The organism is Pseudoduganella sp. HUAS MS19, from assembly GCF_053615455.1.
In genome coordinates this window covers 1895810-1911935 of the sequence record NZ_CM132133.1, presented here as the reverse complement: position 1 = coordinate 1911935, position 16126 = coordinate 1895810, and the positions used below count along the sequence as shown (strand labels likewise).

Sequence of the window (16126 nt, the reverse complement as noted above, 5' to 3'; positions counted from 1 at the left end):
CGGTCCTCACATTGTTAATCCATGGATGAAGTAGCGGACGTCGGTGCGGTCTTCGCTTGCACCCTCGTCCGGTATAAAACTGTCCCAGCCCAGCCGCGCGCCAGCCCCAAGCGAGGCCCCGCAGACGTCCTCGGCGCGCAATACCAGGCAGATTTCGTATTCCAGCGTCACGCCGGTGAACATCGACAGCAGCTTTTCCAGCGCACGCGCCGCGCTGCCGCCAGGCAGGAATGCGTCGAAGTCGGCGCGCCGCAGCGGCCCGATGGTCAGGCGCATGCGCAAGTCGCGCTGCCAGACGCGCGAACCAATCATGGCGGTGGCGCCCAACTGCCCCTGTGGCCCGCCCAGCACGGTCTGCTGCTGCGCCGGCACCTCGCACCAGCAGCCGACAAACTGCGTGGCAGTAATGTCCACGCGGAAGTACTCGCCCAGCACGCGCGCCATGGTCGACGCGGAGGCCGGGCGCTGGCGCAGTGCCGTGGCAAAGTAGGCCAGCGACTCGTCGCGTACCGCACCGGAAGCCTGGGCTTCGCGGCCCGAGAGCCTTTGCGTCAGCCCCTTGTTGCCAAGCCCGCCCAGCGCCAGCAGCAGCGGCAGGAAACGGTCCTGCCCGTCGACCTGGTACTTGAGTTCCAGCCGGTACTTGCGCCAGGCCTCGTAGAACAGCGACAGCGAACGCGTGGAAAACGCATCGAGGAAGGCGCGTGGCCCTTCGTCCTTCGCATACAACTGGTGCGCTGCGATGGATTCCGTGTAATGCGCCGGCAAGGCCCCCGAGCTGCCCAGGAAACCCATGAAATTGGGCGTCATGCGCAAGTAGCGCAGTTGCTTGTTCTGCAGGGCATCCGCCAGCGCCGGCGCGGTAGGCAGGATCTCGCGCGGCTCGGGGTGCAGCGTCTCGAGCTGGCTGGCCGGGAAGCGCAGCGTCACCGGGTTCTGGAAGCGCATGAAGTTCGCGATCGCGCCCTCCTGCGTAATCCCGTTGCGGCGCAGCCATAGTTCCACCATCCGCACCGCCTGGAAGAACTGGAAGCGGTACGGCTCGGCGAACAGGCGCTCGATTACAGCAGGCTCAAATCGCCGCTTCGCGGTGTGCATCGCAACAGCTCCTCCCCAGTCCTCTCGGCCACGACGACCAGTTGCGTAAAGCTGTTGGCATGCACGTACAAGCCCAGGAAGCGTTCAATCACCTGGGCGAAAGCATGGATGCCGCTGCCGACGAAAGCTTCCTCGTCGATTGTCAGGCGCACTTCCATGCCGCGCACCACGCAGGCGAACGGATTTCCCGCCAGCCAGGCGTTGGCCGGCTTGTATTCGACCGACTCCAGTCCGCGGATCTGGCGCTGGGTAGAGGCAGAACGCGGCAGGTCGTACAGCCCCAGCATTTCCTGGAACGCCTCCAGGCCGCCGCCGGACAGCGACAAATGATTCAGCGACAGGTGCGACACCAGGCGCCAGTGCGCCCCGTGCCCGCGGTCGAAGCGCTGGGAAGGCGTCGGCTTGCGCAGGAAGCTGATGCTGCGCACGCTGGAGCCACCCTCCAGGAACAGGTCGCCGCCGCGCAGGCCATAGGCCAGGGAAGCCGGCAGGTCGCGGTTGGTACAGGTCAGCTGCAGGCTCAGGGTATCGGTTTCCACCTCCGCCGGGTCGAAATCGATATCGACAACGGTGATCTCGGTTTCATAGCCGGGGCTCTTGTGCGCCATCTGTTCATCGCGCCGCATGACCCAGTAATGGCCATGTTTTTCCGGCGTTTCGCCGTGGCGCAGCGAATAGAACGGGCGGAATTCCACGACCGATTCGCCTTGCGGCGTCTGGCGCACCATGCGCACCGCGTCAATGGAATACACCTCGTAGGCGTAGGCGCGGCGCGCGTCGGCCAGCACCGGGTAGCTGGCAGCGGTATGCGAGATGCGAATCGGTTCGCCGCGCTGGCGGAACAGGTTGACCACCGGCGTACAGCCCAGCAGCAGGTTATTGGTGGTCAGCGTCGACAGCATGCGCGCCACATGGGAATCAGGGCGCAGTCCGCTCATTGCAATATGCAGCGTCAGGCGCTTGGCGCCGATCGGCAGCAGCGCACACAGAGCCGCCAGGTCGATATCGAAGAAATTGAACTTCTCCGGGAAGCAGAAATATTCTGTCAGCAGGCGGTAAGCCTGGTGCGAGCGCGCCGAAAAGTCGATCAGCGCATCGTCTTCCTCAAAGCCGGCGGCAGCGACAGGAATGCGCGCCAGCGGCAGCCAGCGTCCGTTGCCGTCGCACTCCACCCACGCCTTGGCGCTGCGCATGAACAGCGCATCGCGCATGGCCGCGCAGAACGAAGGTTCGCCATCGATGAAGACGCGCAGGCTGGAAACGCCCATCGCGGGCAGGCCGATCTGCTCGGACAGCGAATCGATCGTGATGGCCAGCCCGGCGCCGGCGCCGGGCGGCAACTGCACCGCTTCCGGCGCCGCCAGGGCGGCCGTGAACGAAGCGCGGCTCAGTTCCAGGGGCGCCACCGTTACCGGATAGGAGGTGCGGAAAGTGCAGGCCACGCCATTGACGGGCCGCGTGTTGAGCACCGTCCCGCGCGCGATCTCGCTGGCCGCCGTCAACTGGGCGGCGGTGGCGGCGTAATCCATGCGTGCGATCGAGCACGACGGAAACGGGCGCAGGTAGTGCGGGTAAAGCACCTCAAACAGTGCTTCGGTAAATTCGGGATAATCGTCGTCCAGCCGTTTCGACACGCGCGAATTGAGCAGCGCGAAAGACTGGATCATGCGTTCGATATGCGGGTCTTCGCATACCTCGCCGCCAATCAGCAGGCGGCCAGCAATCTTGGGATAGCGCTCGGCGAATTCGCGTGCGTAGCGCCGCAGGAAACCCAGTTCGCGCTCGTAATACGGCAGTAACTCTTCCAAATCATGCTCCCGGCAGCGCGCGGCGTGCCTTGCTAATCGTGTATTGCAGGCTGGATGGTGTCAGGACCGCGTCGAAGTTGACCGGTTCCTGTGCTGCGTGCAGCACCAGCAGTGCCGTAATGGCGAAATTCAGGCGGTCGATGCCGCCCTCTTGCATTTCAAGCGATGCCCGTACATTGCGCAGGCGCGGTTCATGCCGTGCGATGGCACGTTCCAGCCCCTGGCAAATGGCAGCGCGGTCGTCCGGGCTCGCCAGCGACATGCCGGCGAAATCGTTCAGCCCATAGCTGACGATGGAACGACCGCACTCCGGAAAGCGTTTGAGCAGATGCTCAGGGATGACGGTCCGGGTATTCAGCAATGCTTCCAGGTCGCGCGCGACGGAGTCTTTCATCTCGTCGAGCGACATGCGGTAGACGGCCGCACTGCCGGAGCCGTCGCCAGGCTGGAGCAACCGGTCCATCAGCCCCGGTGCAAATCCCCTTACCGTCATTCAGTCCCCGCTTAAGCTACTTTGTTGGTCGACAAGTCCCAGCCGCCGGAGGTGTTGCCGCCGGTGCCGCCGTTGACTTTCTGCTGGGTGTACTTCCACTTCACTTTGGAGTATTTCAGCGAAACGTCTTCGCCCAGGATGTCGCCCTGGCGAACTTCTGGAGCCACGCTGGAGATCAGCACGTTTTCCAGTTCGATTTCGAAGTACTTGACGCGGTCACCCTGACCGTCAGCACGCATGAATTCGATTTTCGCTTTTGGCAGGGTTTTGCCCGAGGAGCAATTCTGCAGCAGCAGTGGCGAAGCCAGGTCGGCCAGCTTGGAAACTACGATATCGCGGTGCTCGGTGCGTTCCGCGGTGTGGCCGCCGCCAGTAGATGCGGTGGCCGACTTTGGCTGCAGGACTTCCCACTGGACGGACTTGACTTCGATCCAATCCTTGTGGGCGGTATCGGTGGACTCGCCTTTGATACCGTCGATTTGCAGGTAAACGTCGATTGCCATGGTATTCCTTTCTGTGTTGAAAAATAAAAATTACGACTTGGTCGATTGCGGCAGCTCCGCGACCAAACGGAGTGAAACGGACAGCTCGTCGAGCTGGAAGTGGGGACGCAGGAAGGACACAGCGCGATACACGCCTGGACGGCCAGGCACTTCGGACACTTGCACGTTAGCTTCACGCAGCGGGAACTGCGCTTTTTGCTCCTGGCTGGCGTTATCGTCCAACAGCACGTACTGGGTCAGCCAGCGGTTCAGGTAATCCTCGACGTTCGAAGCAGCAGCGAAGCTGCCGATCTTGTCACGCATCATGGCCTTCATGTAGTGGGCGATGCGCGATACGGCAAAGATGTACTGGAGCTGGGCCGACAGCACGGCGTTGGCGTTGGCAGCGTCGGTGTTGTACTTGCGCGCCTTCTGCGCGGACTGCGCGCCGAAGAAGGCTGCGTAGTCGGTATTCTTGCAATGCACCAGCGAAATGAAGCCAAGGTCGCTCAGCTCTTTCTCGCGGCGGTCGGTAATGGCGATTTCGGTCGGGCATTTCAGCGCCACTTCGCCTTCGTCGGTCTTGAAGGTGTGGGTCGGCAGGTCTTCCACCAGGCCGCCGCCTTCCACGCCGCGGATCGCGGCGCACCAGCCGAAGTCCTCGAACGCACGGGTCAGGCGCACGCCGAAGGCGTAGGCGGCGTTACACCACAGGTACTTCTCATGGTCGGTGCCGTCCACGTCTTCCACGTAGTTGAAGCCTTCAACCGTGGCGCCGTCGGCCGGATTGAACGGCAGGCGGCCCAGGAAGCGCGGCAGGGTCAGGCCGACGTAGCGCGAATCTTCGGAATCGCGGAACGACTTCCACTTGGCGTATTCCACGGTGTCGAAGACTTTCGACAGGTCGCGCGGCTTGCCAAGGTCGGCGTAGGTTTCCAGGCCGAACAGCTCAGGCGAAGCAGAGCTGATGAAAGGCGCGTGGGCGGCAGCGGCCACGTGCGACATCTGCTCGATGAAGTACATGTCTTCCGGCTGGCGGGTGATCTCGAAATCGCCCAGCAAGGCGCCGAAGGGAGCGCCACCGAAGGTGCCGAATTCTTCTTCGTAGACCTTCTTGAACATGGAGCTCTGGTCGAATTCGAGCGCGCCCTGGAAGTCCTTGACCAGTTCCTTCTTGGTCGCGTTCAGCATCTTGATTTTCAGGCCGGTGCTGGTGGCGGTGTTCTTCACCAGGTAATGCAGGCCGGTCCAGCTGCTTTCCAGCTTCTGGAATTCCGGCGCATGCATGATGACCGACAGCTGCGAGGAAATCAGGCGGTCCAGCTCCGCCACGCGGGCGTCGATGGTGGCGGCCAGGTTGTCCGACACCACCACGGTGCCGGCCATCACTTGCTGCGCCAGTTCGGAAATGATGTCTTTCGCACGGGCGTGCTCGCTGGTCGATTTGGCGACCTTGCTCTGCTCGACGATCTGGTCGAGCAAGTTTACTTCTGCGGTGGCCAATGCACCGGCGGCGTTCAGTTGTGCCGACATCTTATTCTCCTTGTTCAGGCTTCTGGCCCAGTTCGGCCAGCTTCTCCGTGCTGCGCAGCACGTCGTTCAGCAGGTCTTCCAGCTTGTCGTTGCCGGCCAGCTTGTTGCGCAGGTCAGCCAGCTTGTTACGCGCTTCCAGCAGCTGGCGCAGCGGCTCCACCTGCTCCACCACCGCCTCCGGACGGAAGTCGGAAATGGCCTTGAATTTCAGGTCGACGCCGAACTGGCCTTCGCCGCCCAGCTCATTGGGCACGCGGAAGGCGGCGCGCGGTTCCACGCCCTTCATCACTTCGTCGAAGTTGTCGCGGTCAATGTTGACGAAGCTGCGATCCTTCAGGCGTTTTTTCTCCACCTCGGAATTGCCGCCGAAATCGCCGACAACCCCCATCACAAAGGGCAGTTCCTTGTTTTCGATTGCGTCGCCGATTTCCACGTCATAGGTCATCTGGACCCGTGGCGGACGGATTTTCTGCAGGCGCTTCTGGACGCTTTCGCTTTTGGACATGGCTTCTCCTTCTTTGGACTTGGTGGTTATTTCAGTGCGCCGAATGGGTCGGCGCTGGTATTGGTCGTAGCAGGCGGTTTTGCCGACTGGACCCGGTTGCGAACGGCGTTGGCAGCGGCGTTGGCGGCATTGCTGCGGCTCGCCGGCTTCTTCTCGGCAGTCGGCACCAGCACGGTTTCGCCCAGGCTCTCGCGCAGCAGCTTGGCCAGGTCCTGCGATTCGGTGCGGATGGAACCGGACAGGTTGTTCTGGCGGCTCAGGTCGCCCAATGCACGGGTGGACAGGCGCAGGCCGGAAATCGCAATAATGCTATTGGCCAGCTGGTCGGACGGATCGCGCACCAGGATCTCCTGGGCGCTCACAATCGCTTCGCCATATTGCCCTGCGTCATAGCGGGACTGGGCGATGTTGACCCAAGGCGATTTATCGGCCGGGTAGGCGTTGGCGGTTTCCTTCCACAGGGTGATGGCCTGCTCTTGTTTACCGGCCACCTTGGCTTCGGTAGCCCTGGCCAGCATGTCTTCCAGCTTCGGTTTTACCGGAGCGGCGACTTTGGTATCCATGGTCTGGCAAGCAGACAGGGAAGCAGCGATTGCTGCGATGCACAAAACACGGGAGATAACAGTGATTTTCTTCATAACTAACCTCATCGAACGGACAAATAGCTTTTTTACAATAGTTGCGTCGGACGAACGTTAGCAGAAAAAAAATATTACCTACGCACAATTGAATCTCACCAATATTCACACCCCCGCGCACGATTGAGCCTTGGTGTACAGGGTTTCCCAGGAAGTGTTATTGTTCTGGCACTTACCAGAAAACAATTATCAGAAGGATCATTGATGGCCAGCAAGGTGTTATGGGGGGAAGGCTTATTTCTGCGCCCCCAGCATTTCCAGCAACAGGACCGCTATCACGAGCACCGTTTGCATCGCAGCGTAAAAGCCGTACACCCGTATGCGTGGGGCGTCGACCGCCTGACGATCGACATGGAAGCCCTGGCGCACAACACGCTGCGCCTGCTCGACCTGTCGCTGGTGTTGCCCGATGGTGAATTGATCGAGGCGCCGGGCCATGACAACCTGCCGGAAGCGATCGACCTGGGCCAGCTCGCACAATCGCAGCACAGCGTGACCTGGTATGCCGCCCTGCCCGTGTTCAAGCATTTCGGCGGCAACTTCGCGCAGGCTGGCCAGCCATCGAACGGCGCCCGCTTTTCGCAGGCCAATGCCGAAACGCCGGACCTGTACACCCAAGCAGCGCAGGCCGAGCTGGCCTTCCTGAAAAAATCGCTGCGCCTGGTGTCGGACGCAGAACCGCGCGAAGGTTATGTGTGCCTGCCGCTGCTGCGCCTGCGCCGGCTCTCCACCGGCGGTTTTGAACTCGATCCCGGCTTCGTGCCGCCAAGCCTGACCATCCGCACCGCGCAGCCCCTGTTCCTGCAACTGCGCCGCCTGCTCGATGCGCTGCAGGCCAAGGTCAATGCGCTGTACGGGCATCACCGCGAACCAAGCCGCAACGTCATCGAGTTCCGCAGCGGCGACATGTCCACGTTCTGGCTGCTGCACACCGCCAGCACTGCGTTCGCATCGCTGTCGCACTACTACCATAACCCGGAGCTGCACCCGGAACGCCTGTACGAACAGCTCCTGTCGCTGGCAGGCGCGCTGATGACGTATTCGCGCAGCTGGTCGCTGTCGGACCTGCCGCCGTACCGCCACGACGATCCGGGTCCGGCGTTTTCGCAGCTTTACATGATCGTGCGCGAATTGCTCGACACCGTGATTTCCTCGCGCTACTTCGCCATCGCCCTGTCGCAGCCGAAACCGGCACACCACCGCGGCATGCTCGATTCCGGCAAGATCAGCGATGACACCACCTTCTACCTCGCCGTCGGCGCCGAAATGCCGGCCGTGGAGCTGGTGGAAGTGGTGCCGCTGCGCTTCAAGGTCGGCGCGCCGGACGATGTCGAAAAGCTGGTGCTGTCGGCCATGCCGGGCGTGCGCCTGACGCACGCGCCGCAGGTTCCGGCTGCGGTGCCGGTACGCCCGGACACCTGCTACTTCACGCTGGACTCCAAAGGTCCGCTGTACGAACGCATGCTGCAGGCCCAGTCTATTGAAATCTATGCCCCTTCCGGCATGCGTGAATTGCGACTCGAATTGATTGCCGTGAACTCCTGAACCAGAGTAGAACATGAACACCATCGCCCCACCTTCACTTATCGCCGAACCGATCGCCGCACCGGCCGCCAACGCCACCCTGCTGGACCTGATGTACGACGGCTTCTACGCCCTGTTCATGCTGAAGAACGGCAGCGCCCCGCAGGACCACACGGAATTCCAGTCACGCATGGCGCGCTTCCTCGACGACTTCGGCCGCAATGCGCGCAAGAAGAACGCTTCTGCGGACGATATCGACGCCGCCAAGTACGCTTTTTGCGCCGCAGTCGACGAAATCATCCTGCGCTCCCACTTCTCCATCCGCGACGCATGGGAACTGAAGCCGCTGCAACTGACCATGTTCGGCGACCAACTGGCAGGTGAAAATTTCTTCAACCGCCTCGATGCGCTGCGCACCCGCAGCAGCGAGCATGTGGAAGCGCTGGAAGTGTTCCATATGTGCCTGCTGCTTGGCTTCCAGGGCCGCTACATCCTGGAAGGCTCGGAAAAGCTCGGCTACCTGACCAGCCGCCTGGGCGATGAAATTGCCCACATGAAGGGCCGCCGTCCCGGCTTCGCGCCGCATGCCGAACGCCCCGACCAGGTGATGCACAAACTGCGCAGCGACCTGCCGCTGTGGGTGCTGTGCTCCGTGTTCGCACTGATTTCAGCGCTGGCATATATCGGCCTGCGCACCTCGCTTTCCAGCCATACGGCGAAGCAGGTGAGCGCCTATAACGACGTTGTGCGCATGGCGCCGCGCCAGGCCCACGTCACCATCACACTGCCGTGATGCGGTCGCTGTTCGGGACAGGCCTGGCCCAGCATGGCCGCCTGCTGACGCTCTCCAGCGCCCAGGAATCCGGCTTGCCGGAAAGCCTGATGGCGGAACGCCTGGTCGGCCGCGAAGGCGTGAATGAACTGTTCTGCTTCGACATCGATGCACTGAGCACGTCCACCAGCCTCGATCTCGGGCAATTCATCGGCGAAGAACTGACCATGCGCTTGCTGCAGCCGGATGGCAGCCGCCGTTCCTGGCACGGCATCTGCACGCAAGCCGCTTGGCTTGGCGCCGACGGTGGCGTAGCACGCTACCGCCTGCGCCTGGAACCGGCGCTGGCCCTGCTGCGGCTGCGCCGCGACAACTACATCTTCCAGGACAAGTCCGTGCGCGACATCGTGCAGGAACTGCTGGCCGATTACACACAGGTGCGGCTCGACTTCAACGTCACGCAAGAGCTGGCGCCGCGCCCCACCACCACCCAATACCGCGAAAGCGATTTCGAGTTCCTGTGCCGCATTCTGGCATCCGAAGGCCTGAACTGGCGCTTCGAACACGACCAGAACGAGGAAGCCACGCGGGACGGCCAGTCGCGCCACCGCGTCGTGGTCTTCGACAGCCAGGCGGAACGCCCCGCCGTGCAAGCCCTGCGCTTCCACGGCGTGCGCGCAACGGAACGGGACGACTCGATCGATCAGTTCTCCGCCCGCCGCGCCATTGCGCCGAACGCCATCAGCATCGCAAGCTGGGACCCGGCGCAGGTGTCGGCGCCAGCAGCCGAACAGACCAGCAACCTCGATGCCGGCGAACTGCCATCGATGTCCATCTACGACGGCAGCGAAGAGCGCAGCTACACCGCCAGCGGCGAAGCGGACAGCCATAGCCTGCTGATGCTGCAGGCCGCCGAACTGGCGAACAAGCAGTTTACCGGAGAAGGCTCGGCACGCCGCCTGGCCGCAGGCAGCAACTTCGCGCTGACTGGCCATGAACGCTTCGACGGCGACGAGTTCACCACGTTGTGGGTGGAACACGAAGCGCGCAACAACTTCACGCCATCGCTGAAAGCCGGCCCTGGCGTTGCTCCCGGCACCTATCGCAACCGCTTCGCCTGCGTGCGTTCCGCCGTGCCCCTGGTGCCGCCGACCACTGCCCTGCGGGTGCAGGGTGCGGCGCTCGGCGCGCAAACGGCGCTGGTGGTCGGCCTGCCCAATGCAGCCAACACCACGCAACGCGGACAGCAGATCCGTATCCAGTTCCCATGGCAGCGCGGCCCTGGCGCCAATCCGGGTGGCGCCAATCACAATACGGACGCCAAAGGCAATGCGCCAGGCGACGACAGCTCCGGCACCTGGGTGCGCGTCTCTGAAGCGCTGGCCGGCCCGAATTTCGGCAGCCAGTTCACGCCACGCATCGGCACTGAAGTGCTGGTCGACTTCATTGAAGGCGATATCGACCGCCCTGTCGTGGTGGCCCAGCTCTACACCGGCAGCGACCGGCCGCCTTTCTCGGCCGGCATCGACTCCAGTGCCAATCACGCCGGCGTCATCTCCGGCATCCACAGCCACGCCCTCGACGGCGATGGCTACAACCAATGGGTGCTGGACGACACCAGCCAGCAATTGCGCATGCGCCTTGCCAGCAGCACGGCGGCCAGCCAGTTGAACCTGGGCCACATCGTGCACCAGGCGCCCGATTCGGCCACGCGCGGTGCGCACCGCGGCACCGGCTTCGAGCTGCGCACCGACGCCTGGGCCGTACTGCGCTCCGGCGAAGGCCTGCTGCTGACCACCAGCCGCCGCGGCGCGCAGGGCAGCGGCATCAGTTCGACCCAGCTCGAAGCGGACGATGCGGTGGAACGCCTGCGCGCCAGTCAGAAGCTGGCCGACAGCCTGGCCAAGCCCGCCGCGCAGCAGCACGCTTTGTACAGCGCCGACGCCATCAAGGCGCAGCAGGACATGCTCAAGCAGCTTGACCCGAAACAGGACGGCAAATACGCCGGTGCGGTCAACGGCCACACCGCCCAGCGTGCGCAGGACGGCGCTCGCGACCTCGATTCGGCCAAGCCGGTGGAACGCTTCGGCAGCGCCGTTACCGTGATCGACAGCGTGGACAGCATCAACCTCGCCACGCCCGCCTCCACCCTGCTGTTCGCCGGCGAGCAACTGCACTGGACCAGCGGTTCCGACCTGCACCTGACAGCCGGCCAGACCTACTCCAGCGTGGCCGGCAACGCCGCCACCCTGTTCACGCGTGAAGGTGGTATCAAGGCCATCGCCGGCAATGGCGACGTCTCGCTGCAAGCCAACACCGGCGAATTGGAAATCCTGGCGGACAAGGAAGTCGTGGTCCTGTCGGTCAACGACGGTATCGAGATCAAGGCCAACAAGAAGATCGTGCTGCACGCCGGCCAGTCCTCCATCGTTCTCGAGGGCGGCAACATCACTTTCGCCTGCCCGGGAAATTTCACCGTCAAGGCAGCCAAGCATGACTTCCAGGGCGCAGGGTCCGCAGCGGCCGAGCTGCCCCCCTTGCCAAACGGGCTGGTCACCATGCCGGAGGCATTCAAGTCCGACGCTGGCCCGCACAGCTTGCGCTTTGCCTTTGCCGGCAGCGACAAGCTGGGTGACTTGATGGGGATTACCGACCAGCCCTACAAACTGGTGGACAGCAAGGGCAAGGTGCTTGCTGAAGGAACAGTGCCAAAGGACGGCCGCTTACCACGCAAGGATTTCCCGAAGAAGGAAGACCTGCAATTACTGATCGGCGACGATGCCTGGCGCGAGCAGCCGAATGTCGCCGCGGCCGATGTGCCGCCAACGCCTTTCGACCATTACGTGGAAATGCACAACAATCCCGCGCTGCTGGTGAGCTTTTCCTCGCAGCCGCATGACGATGACGTCCAGTTCCTGGACTCCGACATGATCGCCCATCTGATGGGCACCCCTATTGGAGATGATGAATGATCAAACGCCTTTGCCTGGGCGTCCTGTTAGCCTTTAGCATGACGATGTCGGCATATGCCGCCAAAGACGTTGTACCAATGAGCCAAGGCCTGCACGAGTGGCCCACCGGTTCCGGCAAGCTGATCCTGGTCGTCGGCAGCTTCCAGGACGTCACGTCCTTCCACCGCAGCTACAGCTTCTATTTCAAGGCCAACGGCGACCAGGACTGGAACCAGGTTCCGCTGATGCCAAAGAACGGCGGCATGGAATTTAGCTGGGAAAGTGCAAGCGGAGGCGATGTACTCCTGGCCGACGCCACCGTCGTCTCGCGCAAGGAAGGCACCTTCTTCGTCATCGCCAGCAGGAACTCCGACAAAGGGTATAGCGAAGCAGGCACTGCCAGCGCCACCTGGTACAAGTTCGTCGAAACCGATGGCAGTAATCCGGAGCTACCTGCTTATTCGCTGCAGCCGGTGTTTACCCGCCCGTACGGCAAGGTCAAAAATGGCGTCGAGGAGATTCTCGCCAAGGAAGCGCTCCTGAAGCCAACGCGTTGAGAACACCATCATGACGAAAGAGTACCTGAGCGCGAAGTACGACGCCGACACCCTGACCGTGGATTATGTCGCTGGCGATGGCAGTCATCTGCTTCGCAGTGGCGGCACCGTCGCCTGGCGCTTCAACAACCCAGGCAACCTGCGTCCCGGCAAAAAAGGAGTGCTGATCTATGGCGCAATCGGCATCGGCGATACCAAAACCAACAAGTCGTTTCTGATCTTTTCCAGTTATGAAGAGGGCCGGAAGCAGAAGAAGGCTTTGCTGCGCAGCCGTTATAACGATCGCACGATCTATACCATGCTGACCGGTATCGATGACGGCAAGGGCAAGCTCATTTACGGCTATGCCCCCAAGACCGACAGCAACGATCCGGAAAAGTACGCGGCTGTCATCTCCAAGCACACCGGCCTGCCGACGACCACCAAGCTCTCCAGCATGACGGACGCGCAGCTCGAAAGCATGATGGACGCGATGGAGAAGCACGAAGGCTTCCATGGCAAGAAGGAGACGCGCAAGGAGAAGCTGGTCCCGGCCACCAATATCGTGATCACCGATGGCGCAAAGCCGAAGGCCGACCTGCCAGTCAAAGTCGAAATCGCAGGCAAGACCCATGAGACCAAAACGGACAAGAGCGGCCGCGTGCCCACCATTGTCCACCTGACTCCAGGCGAACAGGTCAAGGTCTTCCTTACCGCGCTTGACGGCCAGTGGAAAAAAGCCCATGAATTCATCATGGAGCAGGAGTCGAAGACCCTTGCGTTGATCCATTCGCTGGACATCTTTTCGGCCACGACGGAAGTAAAGAAGAAGGCAGAAACCAAGGTCCCTGCCGCTCCAGCCGCACGCACGCCAACGCTGTATGTAGTCCAGCCCGGTGACACCGCTGGCCGGATTGCCAAAGACTTCGAAACGACTGTCGCTGAAATCCAGCGCGACAATCCGCACATTAAGAATATCGCTCGTATCTTCCCCGGCGATAAGCTCTCCATTCATGGAAAAGCGGCCGCAAAGCAGGCGAAGGCTGGAGGAGCCACCAAGCCGACGCCCCTGGCCCAGGCGCCCAAGAAGGCTGCGCCGCCAGCAAAGAAACAGCAACAGCCGCAGCAACCCGCAGCCAAACCTGCCGAGCCAGCACGCAGCAAGGAAGGCAGTGGCTCGCCGCTGGCCCTGATACCGGTCGACCAAAAGCGCGCACCGTGGATGGCAGTCGCAATTGCAGAAGCGAAGAAATGGGCTGGCAAGACCGAAAGCACCATTACCAAGACCAGCAATTACCACAAGCTGACGGGGGGCGGTTTCCTGACCTCCCTGGAGGGCAAGGACAACGCCTGGTGTGCCTCCTTCGTCTCGTATTGCCTCATCAACGCCCAGCCGGCATACTCCAAATGGAAGAATTCGTTCCGCGCCCGAGCCGTGGCGCTGGATGCGACTTTCGTCGAGATCAAGGAACCCGTGTACGGTGCGATCATGCTTCAGGGTACACACCACGTCTCCTTTGTCTACGCCAAGGACGGTGACAGTTATGCCTGTCTTGGCGGCAACCAGTCCGACCAGATCAACTTCACGCCGTTCAAGAAAAGTTTGCGTTTCTTTGTTCCGCTCGCATACTCTGAATTCGCGAAGAAGGAAATCAAGGACGGCAAGAGCTTGGCCAATCATACCTGCGCTGAGTTGAATAAGGCCTTTGGCATTTCGCTGCACAAGAAAGAAGGCGACGCGACCCGATAAGCATGACTATGAACAGATTTGCCATCACCCTCACCTATTCCGCTTGCTCCCTGCTTGTGCTGGCCTGTCATAGCGGCCAGGCCAGCGACCTGACTTCCGCCACCATCCCTGCCTCTGAGATTGCCCGGCTCCAGGTTGAAACCAAAGGCAAGGTCGTGTTGGGCAAGAAGGTTCAAGACTCGCTCGGCGAACACATTCTTCTGCTGACCGAAAAATCAACTGCTTCGCAGAACGGACGCGTCGAGCATATCGAACTGGTGGCAACCTACTTCGACCAGGCGGCCGGCAAGTGGTCGCCTTCATGGACCATCAAGGATGGCGTTGATTGCCCCGGGCTCGACAGTGCGGCCTCGTTCTTCGCCGACGCAACCACCGTCACTGACCTGGACAAGGACGGCAAGGCAGAAGTCACTGTCGCTTACAAGACCTTCTGCGGCGGCGGCATCGATCCATCGGTCGTCAAGGTGATCCTGCGCCAAGGCAAACAGAAGTACGCCATCCGCGGCGAGTCGCTGATCAAGTTCAAGGGCCAGGATCCGATGGGCGGCACGAACAAACCAGATAAAGCGCTGCAGGAAAGCGATAAAGCCGTTTTCAAGCGCCATATGGATAAAGTCTGGCAGCAAGTCTATATCGAGCGGAACGATGGATGACGCGTTACCAAGCTAGCTTCCCCGCGTTGCCAAGTTTATTTGCGCTGACATCAACGCTGATGGTTCTGATGGCGGCAATCTTGCCGGTCACCCTGGCTGTTGCCGCACCGTCCACTGATGAGAAAGCACAAGATCGGGCTGTTCGGGAAGGCATGCCGAGAGTTGGACACCTGAGAGATAGCGGTGACGAGAACTTCGGATGCCCGCCAGGCGCCAGCACACTTCGTCCGGGAGCCTCACTATGCCTGCCCGGAAAGGTACTACAGATTGGCTACCTGCCGAAAGCGCGCACGGTCAGTATCTCCATCAACGGACGCACACAAGCAGTCGAACGAATCGATATGAACTATGGCCCCGAGTTGATCGGAATGGAAAAGTACATCCGCTTCCTGCCCTTGCCATTGCAGCCCTACCTGTCACGCGACGTGGTCCTGTTCAATTCCGTCGTTCGCAGCAGCGGCGGCGATGGCATGGGCCAGTGCGGGTCAGGGGGTGAGGTGTTTGTGAATGCCCTGAGCATTAGCGGTGCAAAAGTCAAAGTTCTCGGCAAGGTACAAGTTGAGAGCTGCTCTCGTTCGATTGTTCCCGACCGCTCGGGGAACGAGACAGCCTTCTCCCCATATTTGGTCCTCGATGGCAGGCTGGCGGTCAGGTTCAGCAATTACCCGGAGATCGAAGGCTCTCCGACAGGCATACTATCCAGGGACTTTCGCCAATTTGAATTCTCGCAAACGGGCCAATGAAGACCAGGGGATTTTCGCGTTACTTACCCGTCCGTGCTTTCCCAAAGAACGCCTCTCAATGAACGCGAATTCGACTGTGAAGCAAACCAGCCATGCATCGCTTGCACTCCGGTCGAAGTACGAAAACTACCACATCGAGATCCAGAATTGAAAACCCTAATCCGAATTCTGGTTGCCGCTACCATCGTGATGTTTGGCGGTTGCTCTTTCGAAGCCCCCAAACCGAAGTCGGAAGACATAGCTGCGCTGCGCGCAATTATCAATATTCCGCCCGCAGTTAAATCAGCCCGCTGGGATATCTTTGGTACCCCCGAGACGACTGGCTGGACCATCCCCGGCCCAACCGACTTCCATACTTTAGTTGCGGAACTAGACCAGGACGAAGACTGGTTCAGCCCCCTCAAAGAACCAACCGGAGACATTTTCATTGTTCCCGAAGCGGCGCGCCCCTGGCTCTCCCGGGAATTCCGCGAGCTCCTGCAAAAGAACAAAACCTCGAGAGCAAACCTTTCCAGCCAGGCCGATTGCCGCAAATACTCCACTACGGTTACGCAGTCCGGCCGGCCGCTTGATGGCTTTGTCTGCAGATCCTCTAAAAGAATACTGATGTACCTGCCGCTGGATCCTCCTTCCAACTGAC

The 16126-nt window shown here is 61.2% G+C and carries 15 protein-coding genes; 8 read left to right on the top strand and 7 right to left on the bottom strand.

From position 1 onward, the window contains the following. Positions 1-6: 6 nt before the first annotated feature. Genes tssG through ACWBU6_RS08730 form a run of 7 tightly spaced genes read right to left on the bottom strand, consistent with a single transcriptional unit; the run spans position 7 to position 6482 of the window. On the bottom strand, positions 7-1098 hold the full coding sequence (gene tssG, locus ACWBU6_RS08760) for a type VI secretion system baseplate subunit TssG (RefSeq protein WP_452648421.1): 1092 nt from the start codon (positions 1096-1098) through the stop codon (positions 7-9). Next, positions 1062-2906, bottom strand: coding sequence for a type VI secretion system baseplate subunit TssF (gene tssF / locus ACWBU6_RS08755; protein WP_452648420.1), 1845 nt, complete (start codon positions 2904-2906; stop codon positions 1062-1064). Before tssF ends, tssG begins: the two co-directional genes overlap by 37 nt. Position 2907: 1 nt before the next feature. Further along, positions 2908-3369, bottom strand: a complete 462-nt coding sequence (gene tssE, locus ACWBU6_RS08750) for a type VI secretion system baseplate subunit TssE (RefSeq protein ID WP_229204772.1) — start codon at positions 3367-3369, stop codon at positions 2908-2910. A gap of 41 nt (positions 3370-3410) precedes the next feature. After that, on the bottom strand, positions 3411-3902 hold the full coding sequence (locus ACWBU6_RS08745) for an Hcp family type VI secretion system effector (protein ID WP_452648419.1): 492 nt from the start codon (positions 3900-3902) through the stop codon (positions 3411-3413). Positions 3903-3932: 30 nt separating this feature from the next. Then, on the bottom strand, positions 3933-5414 hold the full coding sequence (tssC, locus tag ACWBU6_RS08740) for a type VI secretion system contractile sheath large subunit (RefSeq protein WP_452648418.1): 1482 nt from the start codon (positions 5412-5414) through the stop codon (positions 3933-3935). A 1-nt stretch (position 5415) separates the two neighbouring features. Next, entirely contained in the window at positions 5416-5919 is a 504-nt protein-coding gene (tssB, locus tag ACWBU6_RS08735) for a type VI secretion system contractile sheath small subunit (RefSeq protein WP_452648417.1), read from the bottom strand. 26 nt (positions 5920-5945) lie between these two features. Continuing rightward, entirely contained in the window at positions 5946-6482 is a 537-nt protein-coding gene (locus ACWBU6_RS08730) for a tetratricopeptide repeat protein (RefSeq protein ID WP_452648416.1), read from the bottom strand. Between the two features lie 279 nt (positions 6483-6761). Between ACWBU6_RS08730 and tssK the strand changes: the two genes are divergently transcribed. From tssK to ACWBU6_RS08690, 8 genes are all read left to right on the top strand, one after another. Then, positions 6762-8102 carry a type VI secretion system baseplate subunit TssK gene (gene tssK / locus ACWBU6_RS08725; protein ID WP_452648415.1) on the top strand — a complete coding sequence of 447 codons (1341 nt, stop codon included), beginning with the start codon at positions 6762-6764 and terminating at the stop codon, positions 8100-8102. Positions 8103-8115: 13 nt separating this feature from the next. Beyond that, the gene (gene icmH / locus ACWBU6_RS08720) at positions 8116-8874 is read left to right on the top strand and encodes a type IVB secretion system protein IcmH/DotU (protein ID WP_452648414.1); all 759 of its coding nucleotides are present in this window, start codon (positions 8116-8118) and stop codon (positions 8872-8874) included. Then, positions 8874-11825 carry a type VI secretion system Vgr family protein gene (locus ACWBU6_RS08715; RefSeq protein ID WP_452648413.1) on the top strand — a complete coding sequence of 984 codons (2952 nt, stop codon included), beginning with the start codon at positions 8874-8876 and terminating at the stop codon, positions 11823-11825. Before icmH ends, ACWBU6_RS08715 begins: the two co-directional genes overlap by 1 nt. Continuing rightward, positions 11822-12361, top strand: a complete 540-nt coding sequence (locus ACWBU6_RS08710) for a hypothetical protein (protein WP_452648412.1) — start codon at positions 11822-11824, stop codon at positions 12359-12361. The genes ACWBU6_RS08715 and ACWBU6_RS08710 overlap by 4 nt, the downstream gene beginning before the upstream one ends. Positions 12362-12371: 10 nt before the next feature. Next, positions 12372-14090, top strand: coding sequence for a LysM peptidoglycan-binding domain-containing protein (locus tag ACWBU6_RS08705; RefSeq protein WP_452648411.1), 1719 nt, complete (start codon positions 12372-12374; stop codon positions 14088-14090). An 8-nt stretch (positions 14091-14098) separates the two neighbouring features. Next, positions 14099-14743 carry a M949_RS01915 family surface polysaccharide biosynthesis protein gene (locus tag ACWBU6_RS08700; protein WP_452648410.1) on the top strand — a complete coding sequence of 215 codons (645 nt, stop codon included), beginning with the start codon at positions 14099-14101 and terminating at the stop codon, positions 14741-14743. After that, positions 14740-15486: a hypothetical protein gene (locus ACWBU6_RS08695; protein ID WP_452648409.1), complete on the top strand. Its 747-nt coding sequence runs from the start codon at positions 14740-14742 to the stop codon at positions 15484-15486. The genes ACWBU6_RS08700 and ACWBU6_RS08695 overlap by 4 nt, the downstream gene beginning before the upstream one ends. A 147-nt stretch (positions 15487-15633) precedes the next feature. Continuing rightward, the gene (locus ACWBU6_RS08690) at positions 15634-16125 is read left to right on the top strand and encodes a hypothetical protein (protein WP_452648408.1); all 492 of its coding nucleotides are present in this window, start codon (positions 15634-15636) and stop codon (positions 16123-16125) included. The last annotated feature ends 1 nt before the right edge of the window (position 16126 follow it).

What these genes read in the sequence shown, in the direction of transcription:
- tssG (WP_452648421.1), bottom strand. Translation starts at nt 1,098, where the DNA reads ATGCACACCGCGAAGCGGCGATTTGAGCCTGCTGTAATCGAGCGCCTG.
- tssE (WP_229204772.1), bottom strand. Translation starts at nt 3,369, where the DNA reads ATGGACCGGTTGCTCCAGCCTGGCGACGGCTCCGGCAGTGCGGCCGTC.
- ACWBU6_RS08745 (WP_452648419.1), bottom strand. Translation starts at nt 3,902, where the DNA reads ATGGCAATCGACGTTTACCTGCAAATCGACGGTATCAAAGGCGAGTCC.
- tssC (WP_452648418.1), bottom strand. Translation starts at nt 5,414, where the DNA reads ATGTCGGCACAACTGAACGCCGCCGGTGCATTGGCCACCGCAGAAGTA.
- tssB (WP_452648417.1), bottom strand. Translation starts at nt 5,919, where the DNA reads ATGTCCAAAAGCGAAAGCGTCCAGAAGCGCCTGCAGAAAATCCGTCCG.
- ACWBU6_RS08730 (WP_452648416.1), bottom strand. Translation starts at nt 6,482, where the DNA reads ATGGATACCAAAGTCGCCGCTCCGGTAAAACCGAAGCTGGAAGACATG.
- tssK (WP_452648415.1), top strand. Translation starts at nt 6,762, where the DNA reads ATGGCCAGCAAGGTGTTATGGGGGGAAGGCTTATTTCTGCGCCCCCAG.
- icmH (WP_452648414.1), top strand. Translation starts at nt 8,116, where the DNA reads ATGAACACCATCGCCCCACCTTCACTTATCGCCGAACCGATCGCCGCA.
- ACWBU6_RS08715 (WP_452648413.1), top strand. Translation starts at nt 8,874, where the DNA reads ATGCGGTCGCTGTTCGGGACAGGCCTGGCCCAGCATGGCCGCCTGCTG.
- ACWBU6_RS08710 (WP_452648412.1), top strand. Translation starts at nt 11,822, where the DNA reads ATGATCAAACGCCTTTGCCTGGGCGTCCTGTTAGCCTTTAGCATGACG.
- ACWBU6_RS08705 (WP_452648411.1), top strand. Translation starts at nt 12,372, where the DNA reads ATGACGAAAGAGTACCTGAGCGCGAAGTACGACGCCGACACCCTGACC.
- ACWBU6_RS08700 (WP_452648410.1), top strand. Translation starts at nt 14,099, where the DNA reads ATGAACAGATTTGCCATCACCCTCACCTATTCCGCTTGCTCCCTGCTT.
- ACWBU6_RS08695 (WP_452648409.1), top strand. Translation starts at nt 14,740, where the DNA reads ATGACGCGTTACCAAGCTAGCTTCCCCGCGTTGCCAAGTTTATTTGCG.